General features: G+C 64.9%; 16 protein-coding genes and 1 riboswitch. Of the genes, 5 read left to right on the plus strand and 11 right to left on the minus strand.

Features of this window, described 5'->3' with window-relative positions; all coding sequences use genetic code 11:
• A partial coding sequence (locus CH256_RS27305; protein ID WP_179272256.1) for a hypothetical protein occupies positions 1 to 202 on the plus strand: 202 nt, incomplete at its 5' end.
• 14 nt (positions 203 to 216) lie between these two features.
• Here CH256_RS27305 and CH256_RS27310 read toward each other — a convergent pair.
• Together CH256_RS27310 and CH256_RS27315 are read right to left on the minus strand one after the other, a co-directional pair.
• Positions 217 to 516, minus strand: a complete 300-nt coding sequence (locus CH256_RS27310; protein ID WP_143536687.1) for an ANTAR domain-containing protein — start codon at positions 514 to 516, stop codon at positions 217 to 219.
• A gap of 90 nt (positions 517 to 606) precedes the next feature.
• Positions 607 to 1191 (minus strand): helix-turn-helix domain-containing protein, encoded by a 585-nt coding sequence (locus CH256_RS27315; protein ID WP_094671535.1) that lies wholly within the window; start codon positions 1189 to 1191, stop codon positions 607 to 609.
• A gap of 111 nt (positions 1192 to 1302) precedes the next feature.
• Here CH256_RS27315 and CH256_RS27320 point away from each other — a divergent pair, with 111 nt between their 5' ends.
• On the plus strand, positions 1303 to 2430 hold the full coding sequence (locus CH256_RS27320) for a hypothetical protein (protein WP_231893858.1): 1128 nt from the start codon (positions 1303 to 1305) through the stop codon (positions 2428 to 2430).
• On the opposite strand, the gene CH256_RS27325 is transcribed toward CH256_RS27320, so the two are convergent.
• The 6 genes from CH256_RS27325 to metE form a co-directional block, all read right to left on the minus strand.
• Positions 2357 to 3274 carry a pseudouridine synthase gene (locus CH256_RS27325; protein ID WP_094671537.1) on the minus strand — a complete coding sequence of 306 codons (918 nt, stop codon included), beginning with the start codon at positions 3272 to 3274 and terminating at the stop codon, positions 2357 to 2359. The two genes, CH256_RS27320 and CH256_RS27325, sit on opposite strands and share 74 nt — an antisense overlap.
• Positions 3275 to 3363: 89 nt before the next feature.
• Positions 3364 to 4359 (minus strand): NADP-dependent oxidoreductase, encoded by a 996-nt coding sequence (locus CH256_RS27330; protein ID WP_068047916.1) that lies wholly within the window; start codon positions 4357 to 4359, stop codon positions 3364 to 3366.
• A 9-nt stretch (positions 4360 to 4368) separates the two neighbouring features.
• Positions 4369 to 4794 (minus strand): organic hydroperoxide resistance protein, encoded by a 426-nt coding sequence (locus CH256_RS27335; RefSeq protein WP_027495882.1) that lies wholly within the window; start codon positions 4792 to 4794, stop codon positions 4369 to 4371.
• A complete protein-coding gene (locus CH256_RS27340) occupies positions 4791 to 5249 on the minus strand; it encodes a MarR family winged helix-turn-helix transcriptional regulator (RefSeq protein ID WP_068047913.1) in 459 nt (152 codons plus the stop codon). The genes CH256_RS27335 and CH256_RS27340 overlap by 4 nt, the downstream gene beginning before the upstream one ends.
• A gap of 97 nt (positions 5250 to 5346) precedes the next feature.
• Positions 5347 to 6390, minus strand: coding sequence for an ABC transporter substrate-binding protein (locus CH256_RS27345; protein WP_094639780.1), 1044 nt, complete (start codon positions 6388 to 6390; stop codon positions 5347 to 5349).
• 106 nt (positions 6391 to 6496) lie between these two features.
• Positions 6497 to 8752: a 5-methyltetrahydropteroyltriglutamate--homocysteine S-methyltransferase gene (gene metE, locus CH256_RS27350; protein WP_094671539.1), complete on the minus strand. Its 2256-nt coding sequence runs from the start codon at positions 8750 to 8752 to the stop codon at positions 6497 to 6499.
• A gap of 130 nt (positions 8753 to 8882) precedes the next feature.
• Positions 8883 to 9096: riboswitch (cobalamin riboswitch) on the minus strand.
• Positions 9097 to 9335: 239 nt separating this feature from the next.
• Between metE and CH256_RS27355 the strand changes: the two genes are divergently transcribed.
• Entirely contained in the window at positions 9336 to 10418 is a 1083-nt protein-coding gene (locus tag CH256_RS27355) for a 3-deoxy-7-phosphoheptulonate synthase (protein ID WP_094671560.1), read from the plus strand.
• Here CH256_RS27355 and CH256_RS27360 read toward each other — a convergent pair.
• Positions 10415 to 11035, minus strand: coding sequence for an alpha-ketoglutarate-dependent dioxygenase AlkB (locus tag CH256_RS27360; RefSeq protein WP_068047907.1), 621 nt, complete (start codon positions 11033 to 11035; stop codon positions 10415 to 10417). The two genes, CH256_RS27355 and CH256_RS27360, sit on opposite strands and share 4 nt — an antisense overlap.
• Positions 11036 to 11094: 59 nt before the next feature.
• Here CH256_RS27360 and CH256_RS27365 point away from each other — a divergent pair, with 59 nt between their 5' ends.
• A complete protein-coding gene (locus tag CH256_RS27365) occupies positions 11095 to 11520 on the plus strand; it encodes a VOC family protein (RefSeq protein WP_094671541.1) in 426 nt (141 codons plus the stop codon).
• Here the strand turns inward: CH256_RS27365 and CH256_RS27370 are convergent.
• Entirely contained in the window at positions 11513 to 12538 is a 1026-nt protein-coding gene (locus CH256_RS27370) for an AraC family transcriptional regulator (protein ID WP_094639371.1), read from the minus strand. The two genes, CH256_RS27365 and CH256_RS27370, sit on opposite strands and share 8 nt — an antisense overlap.
• A complete protein-coding gene (locus CH256_RS27375) occupies positions 12535 to 13707 on the minus strand; it encodes a pyridoxal phosphate-dependent aminotransferase (RefSeq protein ID WP_094639781.1) in 1173 nt (390 codons plus the stop codon). The genes CH256_RS27370 and CH256_RS27375 overlap by 4 nt, the downstream gene beginning before the upstream one ends.
• A gap of 62 nt (positions 13708 to 13769) precedes the next feature.
• Here CH256_RS27375 and CH256_RS27380 point away from each other — a divergent pair, with 62 nt between their 5' ends.
• On the plus strand, positions 13770 to 14756 hold the full coding sequence (locus CH256_RS27380) for an LLM class F420-dependent oxidoreductase (RefSeq protein WP_068047895.1): 987 nt from the start codon (positions 13770 to 13772) through the stop codon (positions 14754 to 14756).

Below are 14756 nucleotides of genomic sequence, written 5' to 3' on the forward strand. Positions count from 1 at the left end.
CGTCTCGATGTGTTCGGCCTCCATCGAACTGGCGCAGTCCAAGGCATTTCGAGCTCGCGCGGATCGCGCCGAATCCCGTGCCCGAGCATTCGAGTCCGAGGCGTCGGCGCTCCGGACCGAGCTGTACGAAATGTACCGACACATCGATGCGATGACGGCGCGCTTTCCCGAGCTACGCAGCGATCCATCCGTTCGCGGCTGACGCCCCAGGGTCGATCAGACAGCTGCGGAATCGGTGACCATACCGAAGGTCGTCTCCGCGCCTCGACGGCCGAGTGCCGAGCCCCACACCTCGTACACCGCATCGGTTGCGGAGGATCGCTCGATGTCGCGGCCCTCCGCGACGGTGATGAGTGTGCGAGAGAGCTCGAACAGACTGACCCGGTGATTCCTCGCGGTCGTGAACAGCTCGTCGATGGCGTCGGCGACGGAGCCGCCGTGGATCCCGATGAGCACGCCGGTTGCGATGTCCACGTGAGTGCGAGATGCAGGCGATTCGGGCAGTCTGTCGGTCATCATTTTCCTCGAGATGGTGTGGTCGGTGCGGATGACCGAAGCGGTTCCTTGGGTCGAGCGGGCTTCACTGTCTCACACGGACATGACATTTCATACCGTCGGTTTCGCCCGCACGTGCATCCGCTCGCCCTGGGGTCCGAACAGGCTCAGAAGCTCGACCGGCCGGTTTCCGACGGCGCCGAACCAGTGCGGCACACGAGTGTCGAATTCTGCTGCCTCACCGGCCTTCATCGTCAGATCGTGCTCGCCGAGAATGAGGCGAAGGGTGCCGTCGAGGACGTAGAACCACTCGTACCCCTCGTGGGTTCGGGGGCGTGGCTCCGAGCTCTCCGGGCGGATCAGGAGCTTGTACGCCTGTAGGCCGCCGGGACGCAGCGTCAGGTGAAGGATCGTCACATGTTCGCGAACGGTGGCCGTGGTGCGCACCCGAGGGTCCGCCACGGGAGGCGCAGTCACCAGATCGTCGAGTTTCATCTGATGGGCGCGAGCGATGGGCCACAGCAATTCGAGGCTGGGCTTGCGGTCACCGGACTCGAGCCGTGACAGTGTGCTGATCGAAATTCCCGTGGTGTCCGACAGTGATGCCAGGGTGGTGTTCTTCTCCATCCTGATGCGCTTGAGGCGGGGACCGAGGCCTGCGATGACCTCGTCCAGACCCTTGTTCGTGTCGTCCATGACTCCATTGCAGTTTCGGCAACGAGGTTTGTCAACCCAGGAAACATCGAGGGGCGAAAACGGCCCGCGAAAACGGCCCGCGGGCGACGGCAGGCGGCACATAATCGATCGATGACGGGTCGTTCGGGGACCACATACCGCAGTGGCATGATTCGCGATGCCTACGGCAGCCCCGCATCCGAGGCATTCATGGTCGTGGCCATCGCGACCATTCTGATCACCAGGGCATACCTGGAGCTGACCCACTATCCCCAGGTAGGGGGAAAGTCGCTGCACATCGCTCATGCCCTGTACGGCGGAGCGGCGATGATGCTCGCGCTGCTGATCGGGTGGATGTTCATCGGGTTCGGCGTTCGGGTGTTCACGGTGCTGCTCGGTGGGATCGGATTCGGGTTGTTCCTCGACGAAGTCGGCAAATTCGTCACCAAGGACAACGACTATTTCTACGGACCCTCGTCGGAGATCATGTACGTCCTGGTGGTCCTGCTGTTGGTGTTCAGCAGGATCGTCCGGGAGTTCCGCCGGCCCTCGGTCGACGAATCTCTGGCCAATGCGGCTGCGATCGCCGCCGACGGCGTCGCGCACGGACTGCCCGAGCATCGGCGCGACTGGGCGTTACGGATGCTCGCGCGCGCCGAGGCAGAGGGGGCCGACGCGGACACCGTGGCCGGGATCAGACTGTTGCTCGGTCGCTGTCGTTCGTCGACGTCGCGGACTCACTCGCTGTGGAACTTCGTTCCCCGGCTGATCCCCGCCTTCTTCACCAGCCCTCGGTGGATTCCCGTCGTCGGCTGGGGACTGGTTCTGCTCTCCGGGGCCGGAGTGGTGTTCGGAATCGTCGAACTCGTGATCGGGGACCTGGACATCGATCGGCGCGATCTGTCGATCGACATCGACGGCATGGGAATTGCCAGCGGGATCCTGTTCGTCAGTGCCTGCCTCACCTTCGCCACGGCGCTGCCGGCGATGCTGCGGTTGCGCCCGGAAGGCCCGCTCTGGCCTTTGCGCATCCTCCGAGTGTCCGCGTTGATATTCACTTTGCTCAACGCTCTCGTGGACTTCGCTCAGGAAGGATTTGCCGCGCTGGTCAACGTTGCGATCGGATTGTTCGCGCTCGCAGTCATCTCGCATCGCATCACGGTGCGTACCGCCGAGATCGCCGACGTCACGGCCGAATCTGCTGCATCGCAGGTGGTTCGAGACTCCGATCGCTCTCGAACCGTCGAACCAGGCCGCTGAGCGGATCGACGAACTCGATCGAACGGGCCAACAGGCGGAGGGGGTCGGAGTAATCGTCGTCGGCGACATCGCGGAACGCCGGGTAGAAATTGTCGCCGACGATCGGAATTCCCAACGAGCACATGTGAACTCGAAGTTGGTGGGTCTTTCCGGTTCGAGGATGCAATCGGTACAGGCCGTGGGTTCCGAGCGTGTCGACGAGTTCTACGAAAGTGTCCGCGTTGGGCTCGCCGGGTACCTCACGAGCCTGAAGGACGCCGCGTTCCTTGATGATTCGGCTGCGTACGGTCAGCGGAAAGTCCATGTCCTGGGCGAGTGGGGCGATGGCGTCGTACTGCTTGGTGATCGCGCGTTGAGTGAACAACTCCTGGTACGGCCGCCGAGCCTGCTGCCTGACGGTGAACACCAGAACGCCGGCGGTGAGGCGGTCCAGGCGATGCGCCGGACTCAGCTCGGGCAGGTCGAACCGGCGTCGGAGCAGGACGAGGGCAGATCGCGCGACGTAGGCACCGCGTGGGGTGGTGGCCAGAAAGTGCGGCTTGTCGACGACGAGCAGGTTTTCGTCCTGGTGAAGGACGTCGAGGGAGAACGGCACCGTCGGCTCCACCGGCGGATCGCGGTAGAGATAGATGTCCGATCGCGGTTTCGCGACCGTCGTCGAATCGATGGGTACGCCTGCCGCGTCGACGATCTCGCCGCCGGCGACCTTCTCGGTCAGCCTGGCTGCGTCCTGGGGGAACCGGGCGCGTAGATGCTCGAGCACGGTCACCCCGGTTGCCTTGTCCGGCATTCGCACCCGGGTGGGGTCGAGACCGTCGCGCAACGGCAGGGGAGCGGCGGGCATGCATCGACTCTAACCGCTCGAGCATGGAAACACCCCGGTCGGAAATTCCGACCGGGGTGTGGACTGCGGTAGAACCTTTCGGGTCCGACTCAGATGGTGACGACCATCTTGCCGGTGTTCTCACCCTTCATCAGTCCGATGAACGCCGACGGAGCGTTCTCCAGACCGTCGACGACTGTCTCGTCGAATTCGATTGCGCCACTGTCCAACCACTGGGTCATCTTCGTGCGGAATTCCTCGGTGAGGTGCGCGTAGGAGCCGACGATGAAACCCTTGAGCGTCAGTTCCTTGCCGATGGCCAGCGCGAGATTGCGCGGCGCGGGCGTCGGCTCGGTGGAGTTGTACTGAGCGATGGCTCCGCACATGGCAATTCGGCCGTACTTGTTCATCGAACCGATGGCAGCTTCGAGATGCTCGCCGCCGACGTTGTCGAAGTACACATCGATGCCGTCGGGTGCCGCCTTGCGGAGCTGCTCGGCAACCGGGCCGTCGTGGTAATCGAATGCCGCGTCGAAACCGAGCTCGAGCAAGCGAGCCACCTTGGCGGGTGAGCCCGCACTGCCGATGACCCGAGATGCGCCGAGTGCCTTGGCGATCTGGCCGACGAGCGATCCGACGGCACCGGCTGCACCGGACACGAACACGACGTCGCCTTCCCTGAACGACGCGACGTCGGTCAGGCCTGCGTACGCCGTCGTGCCGGTCATTCCGAGTGCGCTGAGGTATGCCGAGGCCTTCGCGGCGTCGAGGTCGACCTTGCTTGCGCCCTTCGCCGGGACGACGGCGAGATCGCGCCACCCCTTGCCGTGCAGAACGGCGTCGCCGACAGCGAAGCCCTCGGCCTTGGACTCGACGACCTCGCCGACTGCGCCGCCGTCGAGCGGAGCGTCGAGCTGGAACGGTGGGACGTACGACTTGACGTCGTTCATCCGGCCGCGCATGTACGGATCGACCGACATCACGATGTTGCGGACGAGGATCTGCCCGTCGGCGAGCTCCGGGAGATCGACGACCTCCGCGCGAAAGTTGTCCTCCGTCGGCCAGCCTTGTGGGCGGGACGCGAGGTGAATTTCGTGTGCCTTCATGGTGTCTCCCTACTCGTCTTCGGTGACCGTGACGGTGACGTCGATGTTGCCGCGGGTGGCGTTGGAGTACGGGCACACCTGGTGGGCCTTGTCGGCCAATGCCTGTGCGTTCTCGCGGCTCAGGTTCGGCAGCGTCACCTCGAGGGTGACGGCGAGCTGGAAGCCGCCTGCGTCGTTGGGGCCGATGTCGACACGAGCGCCGACGGCCGAATCGGTGACGTCGGCCTTGTCCTGACGTGCCACCATCTGCAGTGCGGAGTGGAAGCATGCGGCGTAGCCGGCGGCGAAGAGCTGCTCGGGGTTGGTGCCGTTGCCGCTGCCGCCCATGGCCTCTGGGATGGCGAGATCGAGATCGAGGCGTCCGTCGGACGTGCGGGCGTGGCCGTTGCGGCCTTCACCGGTGGCCAGTGCCTCGGCGGTGTAGATGGTCTTCATGATGCTCCTTCTGTCTTGCCGGAATCGGTGTGATGCAGAGCGCTCGTCAATGCGTCGAGCGACTCCTTGAGCTTGACGAGATCGTCGACGTTCATGCCGGTCTTCTCGGCGAGCTTGCGTGGAATGTCGAGTGCCTTGGTGCGCATGGCACTTCCGGCCTCGGTGAGGTGGATCTCGACGCGGCGTTCGTCGGTGCTCAGGCGTCGGCGCTCGATGAATCCGAGACCTTCGAGCCGCTTGAGCATCGGGGACAGAGTGCCGGTGTCGAGATCGAGTTCGGCGCAGATGTCCTTGACGCCGCGGCCGTCCTTCTCCCACAGCACCAGCAGTACGAGGTACTGCGGGTACGTGACTCCGAGTTCGTCGAGCATCGGGCGGTACACCGCGGTGGTAGCCCGCGAAGCGGAATACAACGCGAAACACACCTGACGGTCGAGTGCGAGTTCGTTGGTCACTTCATGAACGGTAGTGCACGGTTGAGTTGTGCGCAACCTACCTGTCCGATGTGAGCGGAACCTCGTAGCCTGCTACGAGGTTCCGCGCACGTCGGGGTCAGTTCTGCAGCGCGTTCTTCAGGCCGTCGAGCACGATGGTTGCCGCCGTCGGGCCTGCGTTGAGGTACCACGGGTCGTCGTCGACTCGGACGATGTGGTTCTCGGTGGCCGCGCTCATTCCGGTCCACAGCGGGTTGGTGGTGTACGACGCGGCGCTCGAGTCGGCTTCGGCGTCCTGGCTGGAGACGAACACCCAGTCCGCGTTCGCCAGTTGGATTTCTTCCTCGCTGAAGTCCTGCGAGGTCTTGTCGAATTGCTGGCTTTCCGGTCGGGCCAGTCCGGCGTCCCAGGCGATGTAGCCCGCGAACGACGGGATGCCGAACACGCGTGCCCGGTCGGCGGTGAAGCGGACGAACGAGACCGTGGGTGCGCCACCGCTCGCGAACGAATCACCCAGTGCCGCAGCATCGGAGGCGAAGGTGTCGACGAAGCTCTGTGCTTGCTCGGTGCGGCCCAACGCGTCGGCGAGAAGCAGGAAGTCCTGTTTCCAGTTCACTCCGGTGCCCTCGGTGAGTACGGTCGGCGCGATGGTCGACAGCGTCGAGTAGATGTCCTCGGAGCCGGCCTCGTTCGCCAGGATGAGATCCGGTTCGATGGCGGCGATGGCCTCGATGTCGACCTCTTGCCGGTTGCCGACGTCGACGAACCGGTCCATCCGGTCCGCGTACTGCGGAAACGAGAAGCTGATGTAGTCCGGGACCAGAGCGGCACCGTCTCCGTAGGCGACTCCGGTGGGTACGACGCCCAGAGTGAGGGCTGCGTCGAGCTGACCGGTGGCGATGACGACGATCTTCTTCGGTTCGGCGGGAATCTCGGTGGAGCCGCCGAAGTGGCCGACCGTGCGGGGGAACACTCCGTCCGCGGCACCCGAACCCATGCCGTCGGGGATGCCGGTGGGGCCGGGAGCGTCCGAGGTGGCGTTGTCGGTTCCGGACGCAGCGCTGGTGGAGGGAGTGGCCGTCTGCTCGGCGGTGCCGCCGCAGGCAACGGTGGTCAGTGCGGTGACCGCGACGATCGTGGTGGCCAGGAGTAGACGTTTCACTTCGTTCTCTTTCACAGTCGGACGTAGGCAGGTAAGCCTAGCCTGTATCCGGCGACGCAGGTGAGCGGAACTTCGTAGCAGGGGTCGAGGTTCCGCTCACCCGGTGTCAGCGCAGCGCGGCCGCCGCCCGCACCATGTTCGTCAGTGACCGTTCCACCTCGGCCGGCCCGCGGGTCTTGAGCCCGCAGTCGGGATTGACCCAGAGTCGTTCGGCGGGAACCGCTTTCAGTGCCGCCTGCAGTGACTCGGTGATCTCTTCGCAACTGGGCACCCGCGGTGAGTGGATGTCGTACACGCCGGGGCCGACGCCGAGGTCGAAGCCGACGGAGTTCAGATCGTCGAGTACCTCCATGTGTGAGCGGGCCGCCTCGATCGACGTCACGTCCGCGTCCAGGGCGACGATCGCGTCGATGATCTCACCGAATTCCGAGTAGCACAGATGCGTGTGAATCTGCGTGTCGTCGGCGACACCGGAGGTCGAGATCTTGAACGACCGCACTGCCCATTCCAGGTACGCCGCTGTATCTTTCGCACGCAGCGGTAGCAGTTCGCGAAGGGCAGGTTCGTCCACCTGGACGATGCGTATGCCCGCTGCCTCCAGATCGATCGTCTCGTCCCGAATCGCCAGTGCGATCTGGGCTGCGGACTCTTCCAACGGTCGGTCGTCTCGGACGAACGACCACGCCAGAATCGTCACCGGGCCGGTCAGCATGCCTTTGACCGGCTTGTCGGTGAGGGACTGGGCATACTCCGACCACTGCACGGTCATGGGCTCGGGACGCGAGACGTCGCCGTACAGAATCGGCGGCCGAACGCATCGAGTTCCGTACGACTGGACCCAGCCGTTCGACGTCGCTGCGAAGCCGCTGAGTCGTTCGGCGAAATACTGCACCATGTCGTTTCGCTCGGGCTCGCCGTGCACCAGCACGTCGAGTCCGATCTTGTCCTGCAGTGCAACGACATCGGCGATCTCGGACCGCATCCGGGATGCGTACTCGGCATCGTCGATCGCGCCGGTTCGCAGCGCTGCCCGAGCACGTCGTATCTGCGTCGTCTGTGGATACGAGCCGATGGTGGTCGTCGGCAACGACGGCAGGTCCAGCCGCACGGCCTGTGCTCGACGACGTTCCTCGGCCGGGGTGCGGTCGACGGAGACACCCGCCTCCATGCGTGCTCGGATTTCCGAGTCGTGCAGGCGCGGGTCGGTACGACGGGTCTCGAGCGCATTGCGGGCCTGCTCGAGCTCGGACGACACCGATTCGGTCCCGTCTCGCAGCGCTCGGGCGAGGAGTGTCACCTCGGCGACTTTCTCGGCACCGAACGCCAACCAGGATCGGAGCGGATCGACGATGTCGGTCTCTGCGTCGAGGGTGTACGGAACATGCAGCAGCGAGCACGAACTCGACACCGCAAGCGAGCCTGCACTACCCAACAGGCTCGCCAACGTTGCCAGTGCCTTGTCGAGATCCGTCCGCCAGATGTTGCGCCCGTCCACGATGCCCGCGACTATGTGCTTGCCCGCCAGCGCAGGTACCACGGCAATCTGCTCGACGGTGCCCGGCACCGTCAGATCGATCGAGAATCCCTCGACTCCGGTCGATGCGAGCACGGGCAGCGCAGCGCCGAGGTCACCGAAGTACGACGCCAGCACTATGGCAGGCCTGGTCGACACTGCGCTCAGAAAGTCGTAGGCCTTCTTCGCGGACTCGATCTCGCTCTGGGTGCGATCGGCCACGAGCGCAGGTTCGTCGATCTGGACCCACTCGGCTCCGGCATCGGCGAGTGTCGTCAGCAGCTCCGCATACAGCGGCAGGATCTCGTCGAGGCGGTCCAGCAGAGGGGCGCTGCCGCCGACTGCCTTGGACAGGAGCAGGAACGTGATCGGTCCGATGATCACCGGTCGGGCCGAAATGCCGAGTGCTACAGCCTCCTTCACATCGTCCACTACCTTCTCCGAGTGCAGGGAGAAGGTGGTGTCGGGGGAGATCTCCGGGACGAGATAGTGGTAGTTGGTGTCGAACCACTTGGTCATCTCGAGCGGTGCGACGGTGTCGGTGCCGCGGGCTGCCGCGAAGTACCGGTCCAGCTCGGTGCCCAGTCCCGTCACTCGCGGTGGCAGCGCTCCGAGAAGCACAGCTGTGTCGAGCATGTGGTCGTAGTACGAAAAGGTGTTCACCGGAACGGAATCGACTCCGGCGGCAGCGAGTTCTCGCCAGGTGTTCTCGCGCAATGTCCGCGCGACGGCTTCGAGTCCGACGGCGTCGAGCCCTCCGGCCCAGTAGTTTTCGACGGCTTTCTTCAGTTCTCGGTTCGGTCCGATACGGGCCGAGCCGAGCACGGTGGCAGTGAATTCGATACTCACGGTTGGTCTCCAGGTGACTGCTGCATCGACGGTGCACCGCCTTCTCGGACGCGCACATCCCGGAGAGCCCCACGAGCAGCCGAACCAGGGTTACGCGCCCATTCCACGAGGCGGTGAACCGCTGCGCACGGCGTGCGCAGCACAGACGGCAGGTATTCGGACTCGCGGGCGCGTGGACGAGAAGCCCACTCCTACTGGCCGTCGCTTCCCGAAGAGGCTTCTTCAGTGCTTGTGGTGACGGCGGTCGTTCCTGCATACCGCTGCGGGACAGTCCCGGATTCTCACCGGGTTCCCTCTCACGATGCGCCGGAACTGCCGCGCATCGCTTCGACGCCGTGGTGAACTTCGGGGCTCCTCATGGACACCTGGCGAACCGACTGCAGGGACGAGCATAGATGCATCGACGGCGAATCTGCTACGGTGCTTTTCATGCAGCGCACGTATTTCTGGTTTAGCAGGCCGGCCCCGGGTGGGTCAGCCAGCGACGCCATGCGCTGACCCTCCACCCCACGAGCCGGATACAGACCGGCTCGAAGTGCGTGTGGAGCATGAGGAGCCGGCCTGGGAACAGGAACGACCCGTCATGACACTCTCTCTCGACACCCCACCTCTCGATGATCAGCGGACCATCAGCATCAGTCCGCTGGTTGCTCCGTCGGTGCTTCGCCGCGACCATGCAGTGGACGACGCCATCTCTGCCACCGTCAGAAGCGGCCGCGCCGGCGTGGTCGACGTGCTGGACGGCCGTGACGATCGACTGATCGTCGTCGTCGGCCCGTGCTCGGTGCACGACACCGATGCTGCCCTCGACTACGCCCGACGCCTCGCGGCCAAGGCGTCCGAACTGGGCGATCGACTGCACATCGTCATGCGGGTCTACGTCGAGAAGCCGAGGACGACGCTCGGGTGGAAGGGATTGATCAACGATCCGCACCTCGACGGCAGCTTCGACATCAATGCCGGCCTGCGCGTGGGACGTCAACTGCTGCTCGATATTTCCGCGCTCGGTCTGCCGGTCGGGTGCGAGTTCCTCGACCCGATCACCCCGCAGTACATCGCAGACCTGGTCAGCTACGGCGCCATCGGTGCGCGGACTGCGGCCAGTCAGGTGCATCGCCAGCTGTGCAGTGCGTTGTCGATGCCGGTGGGGATCAAGAACTCCACCGAGGGCGACATCCAGGTCGCGGTCGACGGCACCCGTGCTGCCGCCGCGAGCCACGTCTTCCCCGGCACCGACCTCGACGGCCAGGCGGCTCTGATCCGCACCGTAGGAAACCCGGACTGTCACGTCATTCTGCGCGGCGGCGTCGACGGGCCGAACTACGATGCCGAATCGGTCGCCGATACCGTTGCACGCCTGCGTAAGTCGGGTCTGCCGGAGCGAGTCGTCATCGACGCCAGCCACGGCAACAGCCGCAAGGACCACAACAAGCAGGTCGACGTGGTCACCGACGTGGCAGCACGGGTCGCGGCAGGCGAACACGGCATCGTCGGTCTGATGCTCGAGAGCTTCCTGGTCGCGGGGCGTCAGGATCTCGAGCTGGGCCACCGTGACGATCTGCTGTACGGGCAGTCGATCACCGACGCGTGCCTCGACTGGGCCACCACGGCAACGCAATTGGACACACTTGCGGCCGCGGTGGAGAAGCGCCGGGCCTCGCGCTAGCGGACCCCGCGCGGTCGGAACTGCACGCTGATGCGTGGGCCGGTCGCGCGGGTGGACTTGGGGACGGCATGTTCCCAGGTTCGTTGACACGAGCCACCCATCACCACCAGGTCGCCGTGACCGAGCGTGAACTTCAACGACGTTCCACCGCCGCGCGGTCGGAGCATGAGTTGCCGTGAGGCACCGAGGGATACGATCGCAACCATGGTGTCCTCGGTAGCGCTGCGACCGATGTTGTCCCCGTGCCAGGCGACGCTGTCGGATCCGTCGCGGTAGTAGCACAGTCCGGCGGTGGTGAACGATTCTCCGAGTTCGGCGCGGTAGTGCTCGTCGAGGGCATCGCGTGCGTCGTAGAGTGCGGCGTCGGGCCACCGCTCGCGCTCGGCGTAGAACCGAACCAGGCGCGGGACATCGACCACGCGGTCGTACATCTGCCTGCGCTCGGCCCGCCAATCGACGGAGTCCACCAGTGAATCGAACAGGTGGGTATCGGACAACCAGCCCGGCCGAACGTCCACCCACGCCCCGAGTGTGAGTTCGCGACGGGTGACGGACTCGAGCGACCCGACGCCACCGTCGGCGTCACCGAACAACGAGCCCTGCATGGCGAGCGACATGACCGTCACTGTATCGAACGTGTGTTCCCATTTCCAGCGAACGGCGGTAGCGTGCCGTCATGGGATATCGATTTCAGGTAGTCGTCGACAGTGCGAACCCGCATGCGCTGGCGAAGTGGTGGGCGCAGACGCTGGGTTGGCAGTCCGAACCCAGCAACGAGGACTTCATTCGGGAGATGGTCGCCGCGGGGCATGCGCGCGAGGAGGACACAACCACGTTCGAGGGTGTTCTCGTGTGGCAGGCGGGCGCGGGAATCACCGATCCCGAGTCGCCCGGCAGCCCGCGGGTGCTGTTCCAGTCGGTGGCCGAGCCGAAATCGGTGAAGAATCGGCTGCACCTCGACATTCGCGTCGGCGACGAGCGTGAATCGGTGGTCACACAACTGGAAGCACGGGGCGCGTCGGTACTGCATCGAGGACATCAGGGCCCCAGTGCCTGGATCACCATGATCGATCCCGAGGGCAACGAGTTCTGCGTCAGCTGAGACGGTACGAGCCGGGGGTCTGGCCGGTCCATCGCTTGAAGGCTCGGCGGAAGGCGCTGGGCTCGGAGAACCCCAACCTGGTCGAGATGTCGTCGACGCTGTCTCCGCGGCTCAGTCCGGAGATGGCTGCATCGCGCAGCACTTCTTCGCGCAGTTGGTTGATGGAGGTGCCCTCCTGCCGAAGAATTCGGCGCAGGTGTGGCGGGCTGATGTTCAGCATCGCCGCGATTTCGTCGGTTCCCGGTGCGCCACCTTTGAATCCGGTTTCCAGGGCGCGGCGAACCTGGCTCGACGCAGTGCTGTCGTAATCTCGGGACGAGAACAGCAGATTGGGCGACTCCGCGAGATACTCCGCCAGAGTCGCCTCGGTCTGCACGATCGGTGCCCGCATCACCGCGCTGTCGAATTCCAGTGTGGCGAGCTCGGTTCCGAACTCCACGTGGGTTCCGAAGATGGCGTCGTACATCTTTCCCGCCTCGGGGCCCGGCAGCGCGTAGGGCAGTTGCACCGACAGAAGCTTGACCCGGTTGCCGATGAGCCACGCCGCGAATCGGTGCAGCAGGATCAGCAGGAAGTCGGTCAGCAGTCGCTCGGCGAGTTCGTTGCCTTCCGGGCTCAGGTGGGTGGTGGGTGTGACGTGCACCGTCAGGACCGTGGATTCTTCGGTTCGATCGATCGTCATGGGGCGTACCGGTATCAGTACCCGCATGGTCTCGGACATTCGAATCAGTGCGGCCTGCAGGTTCTCGGTGTGTATGAGGGTCTGGCACACCACGCGAAAGCTGCCGCGCCGCACCGGTACTGCAGCGAGACCGAACAGTTCGTCGCCGGTCATCGTCCAGACCGCCTGGGTGAATGCGGTGACCTGCCGGGTGGTCAGACGCTCGGCCGGATTGTCGAGGATGGTGGATCCGATGCCGGCCATCGACAGCGGGTAGGTCAGGTCGACCCCGCTCCTCGTCGCGAGGTCGACGGCCTGCCTGACGAAGTAGGCCGGGATCGTCGGTTGCGCAGTCACAACTTCCGTAGCCTCTCGGCCGCGTCGGCGAGAACCTTGTCCTGCTTGCAGAAAGCGAAGCGCACCAACGACTTCCATGGAGTCGGCTCGTCGACGAACGCCGTGACCGGAACCGCCGCGACGCCCACCAGATCCGGCAGGGAGCGGCAGAACTCGTAGGCGTCACCGCGTCCGATCGGTGCGATGTCGGCACAGACGAAATACGTTCCTGCGCTGTACTTCACATCGGCACCTGTCGCTGCCAGAGCGGCCGAGAGTGTGTCTCGCTTGCGTTGCAGGCCGTCGCGCATCTGCGCTATCCACGCCTGCTCGTGCTCGAGCGCGTAGGCGACGGCCGGTTGGAAGGGAGTGCCGCCGACGAAGGTCATGAACTGTTTGGCCGCGCGGACGGCGTCGATCAATTCGGCAGGCCCCAGCGCCCAGCCCGTCTTCCATCCGGTGGCGTTGAAGGTTTTGGCGGCACTCGACACCGTGACGGTGCGCTCGAACATCCCGGGCAGTGTCGCGATCGGCGTGTGCACCGTGCCGTCGAAGGTGAGGTGCTCGTAGACCTCGTCGGTGAGGACCAGCAGATCGTGGGTGACCGCGATGTCGGCGATGCGGATCATGGTGTCCCGGTCGAAGACCGTGCCGGTGGGGTTGTGCGGGGAATTGACGATCAGCATGCGGGTGCGGGGCCCGATGGCGCGTTCGAGGGCGTCGGTGTCGACGGTCCATCCGTTGCCGTCGGACACCAGTGGCACGGCGGTTCGAGTGGCACCGGCGAGTGCGATGGCGGCCGCGTAGGAGTCGTAGAACGGTTCGATCAGCAGGACGTCGTCACCTGACTCGATCAGGCCGAGAAGTGTCGCCGAGATCGCCTCGGTGGCACCGACGGTGACGAGTATCTGCGAATCGGGGTCGTAGCGCAGACCGAATCGGGCGGCCCTGTCGTCGGCGATGGCCGCGCGAAGCACCGGCATGCCGGGGCCGGGGGAGTACTGGTTGAGGCCGCTCGCGATGGCCTCACGCGCGGTCTCGAGCATGGCTGGTGGGCCGTCGGTGTCGGGGAAGCCCTGCCCGAGGTTGACGGCCTTCTTCTCCACGGCGAGTGCGGTCATCTCAGCGAAGATCGTCGACGCGAACGGGCGCAACCGTGCCACTGTGCGCGAGGGGAACAACTCGGACATTCCTGCAGCGTAGTTCACAGACCGCAACCGGTCTTTCGCCCTGCGTCTGTACTGTGCCTGTCATGCGATTCGGATTGTTCGTGCCACAGGGGTGGCGTCTCGATCTCGTCGGCATCGACCCTGCCCAGCACTGGAGTGCGATGCGCGATCACGCGCTCGCTGCCGAGGCCGGTCCGTGGGAATCCTTGTGGGTCTACGACCACTTCCACACCGTTCCCACCGCAACCGACGAGGCGACGCACGAGGCCTGGTCGCTGATGTCCGCTCTGGCCGCGACCACGTCGCGAATCCGGCTCGGCCAGATGTGCACCGCGATGTCGTACCGTAACCCGGCATACCTCGCCAAAGTTGCTGCCACAGTCGACATCATCTCCGGAGGACGCGTCGAGATGGGCATCGGAGGCGGCTGGCACGAGCACGAGTTCCGCGCCTACGGCTACGGGTTCCCCTCTGCCGGAGAGCGATTGGGCAGGCTCGACGAGGGCGTGCAGATCTTCAAGCAGGCATGGACGGCCGGAGAAGTGTTCCTGGACGGAAAGTACTACGAGATCGACGGTGCCGTGGTGCGGCCCCTGCCGTTGCAGGAGGGAGGCATCCCGCTGTGGATCGCGGGCGGCGGGGAGAAGGTGACTCTGAAGATCGCCGCGAAGTACGCGAACTACACCAACTTCGACGGAACCCCCGCCGGTTTCGCCGCCAAATCCGCTCTGCTGCGCGAGCATTGCGCAGCAGTGGGTACCGACTTCGATGCCATCGTCCGCTCGGCGAACTACAACGTCGTCGTCGCGGCGACCGAGGCCGAGGTGGAAGACAAGCTGCGCGCCCTCGAGGCTCGTCTGACCGAGTACGTGGGTGCGGAGAAGGCCCACAGCGCACTCGCCGCGTACCGCGGCATGCCCGCAGTGGGAACTCCTGAGCAGATCGTGGAGAACCTGACGGCACTGCAGGAACAAGGGATGACGTACGGCATCTTCTATTTCCCCGAAGCGGCCTACGAACGCTCCGGTATCGAACTCTTCGAGCGGGACGTGATCGCCGCACTGGCCTAG

Origin of the sequence: Rhodococcus sp. 05-2254-6, assembly GCF_002258565.1 — a bacterium.
GTDB lineage: Bacteria > Actinomycetota > Actinomycetes > Mycobacteriales > Mycobacteriaceae > Rhodococcoides.

What these genes read in the sequence shown, in the direction of transcription:
- CH256_RS27310 (WP_143536687.1), bottom strand. Translation starts at nt 516, where the DNA reads ATGACCGACAGACTGCCCGAATCGCCTGCATCTCGCACTCACGTGGAC.
- CH256_RS27315 (WP_094671535.1), bottom strand. Translation starts at nt 1,191, where the DNA reads ATGGACGACACGAACAAGGGTCTGGACGAGGTCATCGCAGGCCTCGGT.
- CH256_RS27320 (WP_231893858.1), top strand. Translation starts at nt 1,303, where the DNA reads ATGACGGGTCGTTCGGGGACCACATACCGCAGTGGCATGATTCGCGAT.
- CH256_RS27325 (WP_094671537.1), bottom strand. Translation starts at nt 3,274, where the DNA reads ATGCCCGCCGCTCCCCTGCCGTTGCGCGACGGTCTCGACCCCACCCGG.
- CH256_RS27330 (WP_068047916.1), bottom strand. Translation starts at nt 4,359, where the DNA reads ATGAAGGCACACGAAATTCACCTCGCGTCCCGCCCACAAGGCTGGCCG.
- CH256_RS27335 (WP_027495882.1), bottom strand. Translation starts at nt 4,794, where the DNA reads ATGAAGACCATCTACACCGCCGAGGCACTGGCCACCGGTGAAGGCCGC.
- CH256_RS27355 (WP_094671560.1), top strand. Translation starts at nt 9,336, where the DNA reads ATGACACTCTCTCTCGACACCCCACCTCTCGATGATCAGCGGACCATC.
- CH256_RS27360 (WP_068047907.1), bottom strand. Translation starts at nt 11,035, where the DNA reads ATGTCGCTCGCCATGCAGGGCTCGTTGTTCGGTGACGCCGACGGTGGC.
- CH256_RS27365 (WP_094671541.1), top strand. Translation starts at nt 11,095, where the DNA reads ATGGGATATCGATTTCAGGTAGTCGTCGACAGTGCGAACCCGCATGCG.
- CH256_RS27375 (WP_094639781.1), bottom strand. Translation starts at nt 13,707, where the DNA reads ATGTCCGAGTTGTTCCCCTCGCGCACAGTGGCACGGTTGCGCCCGTTC.
- CH256_RS27380 (WP_068047895.1), top strand. Translation starts at nt 13,770, where the DNA reads ATGCGATTCGGATTGTTCGTGCCACAGGGGTGGCGTCTCGATCTCGTC.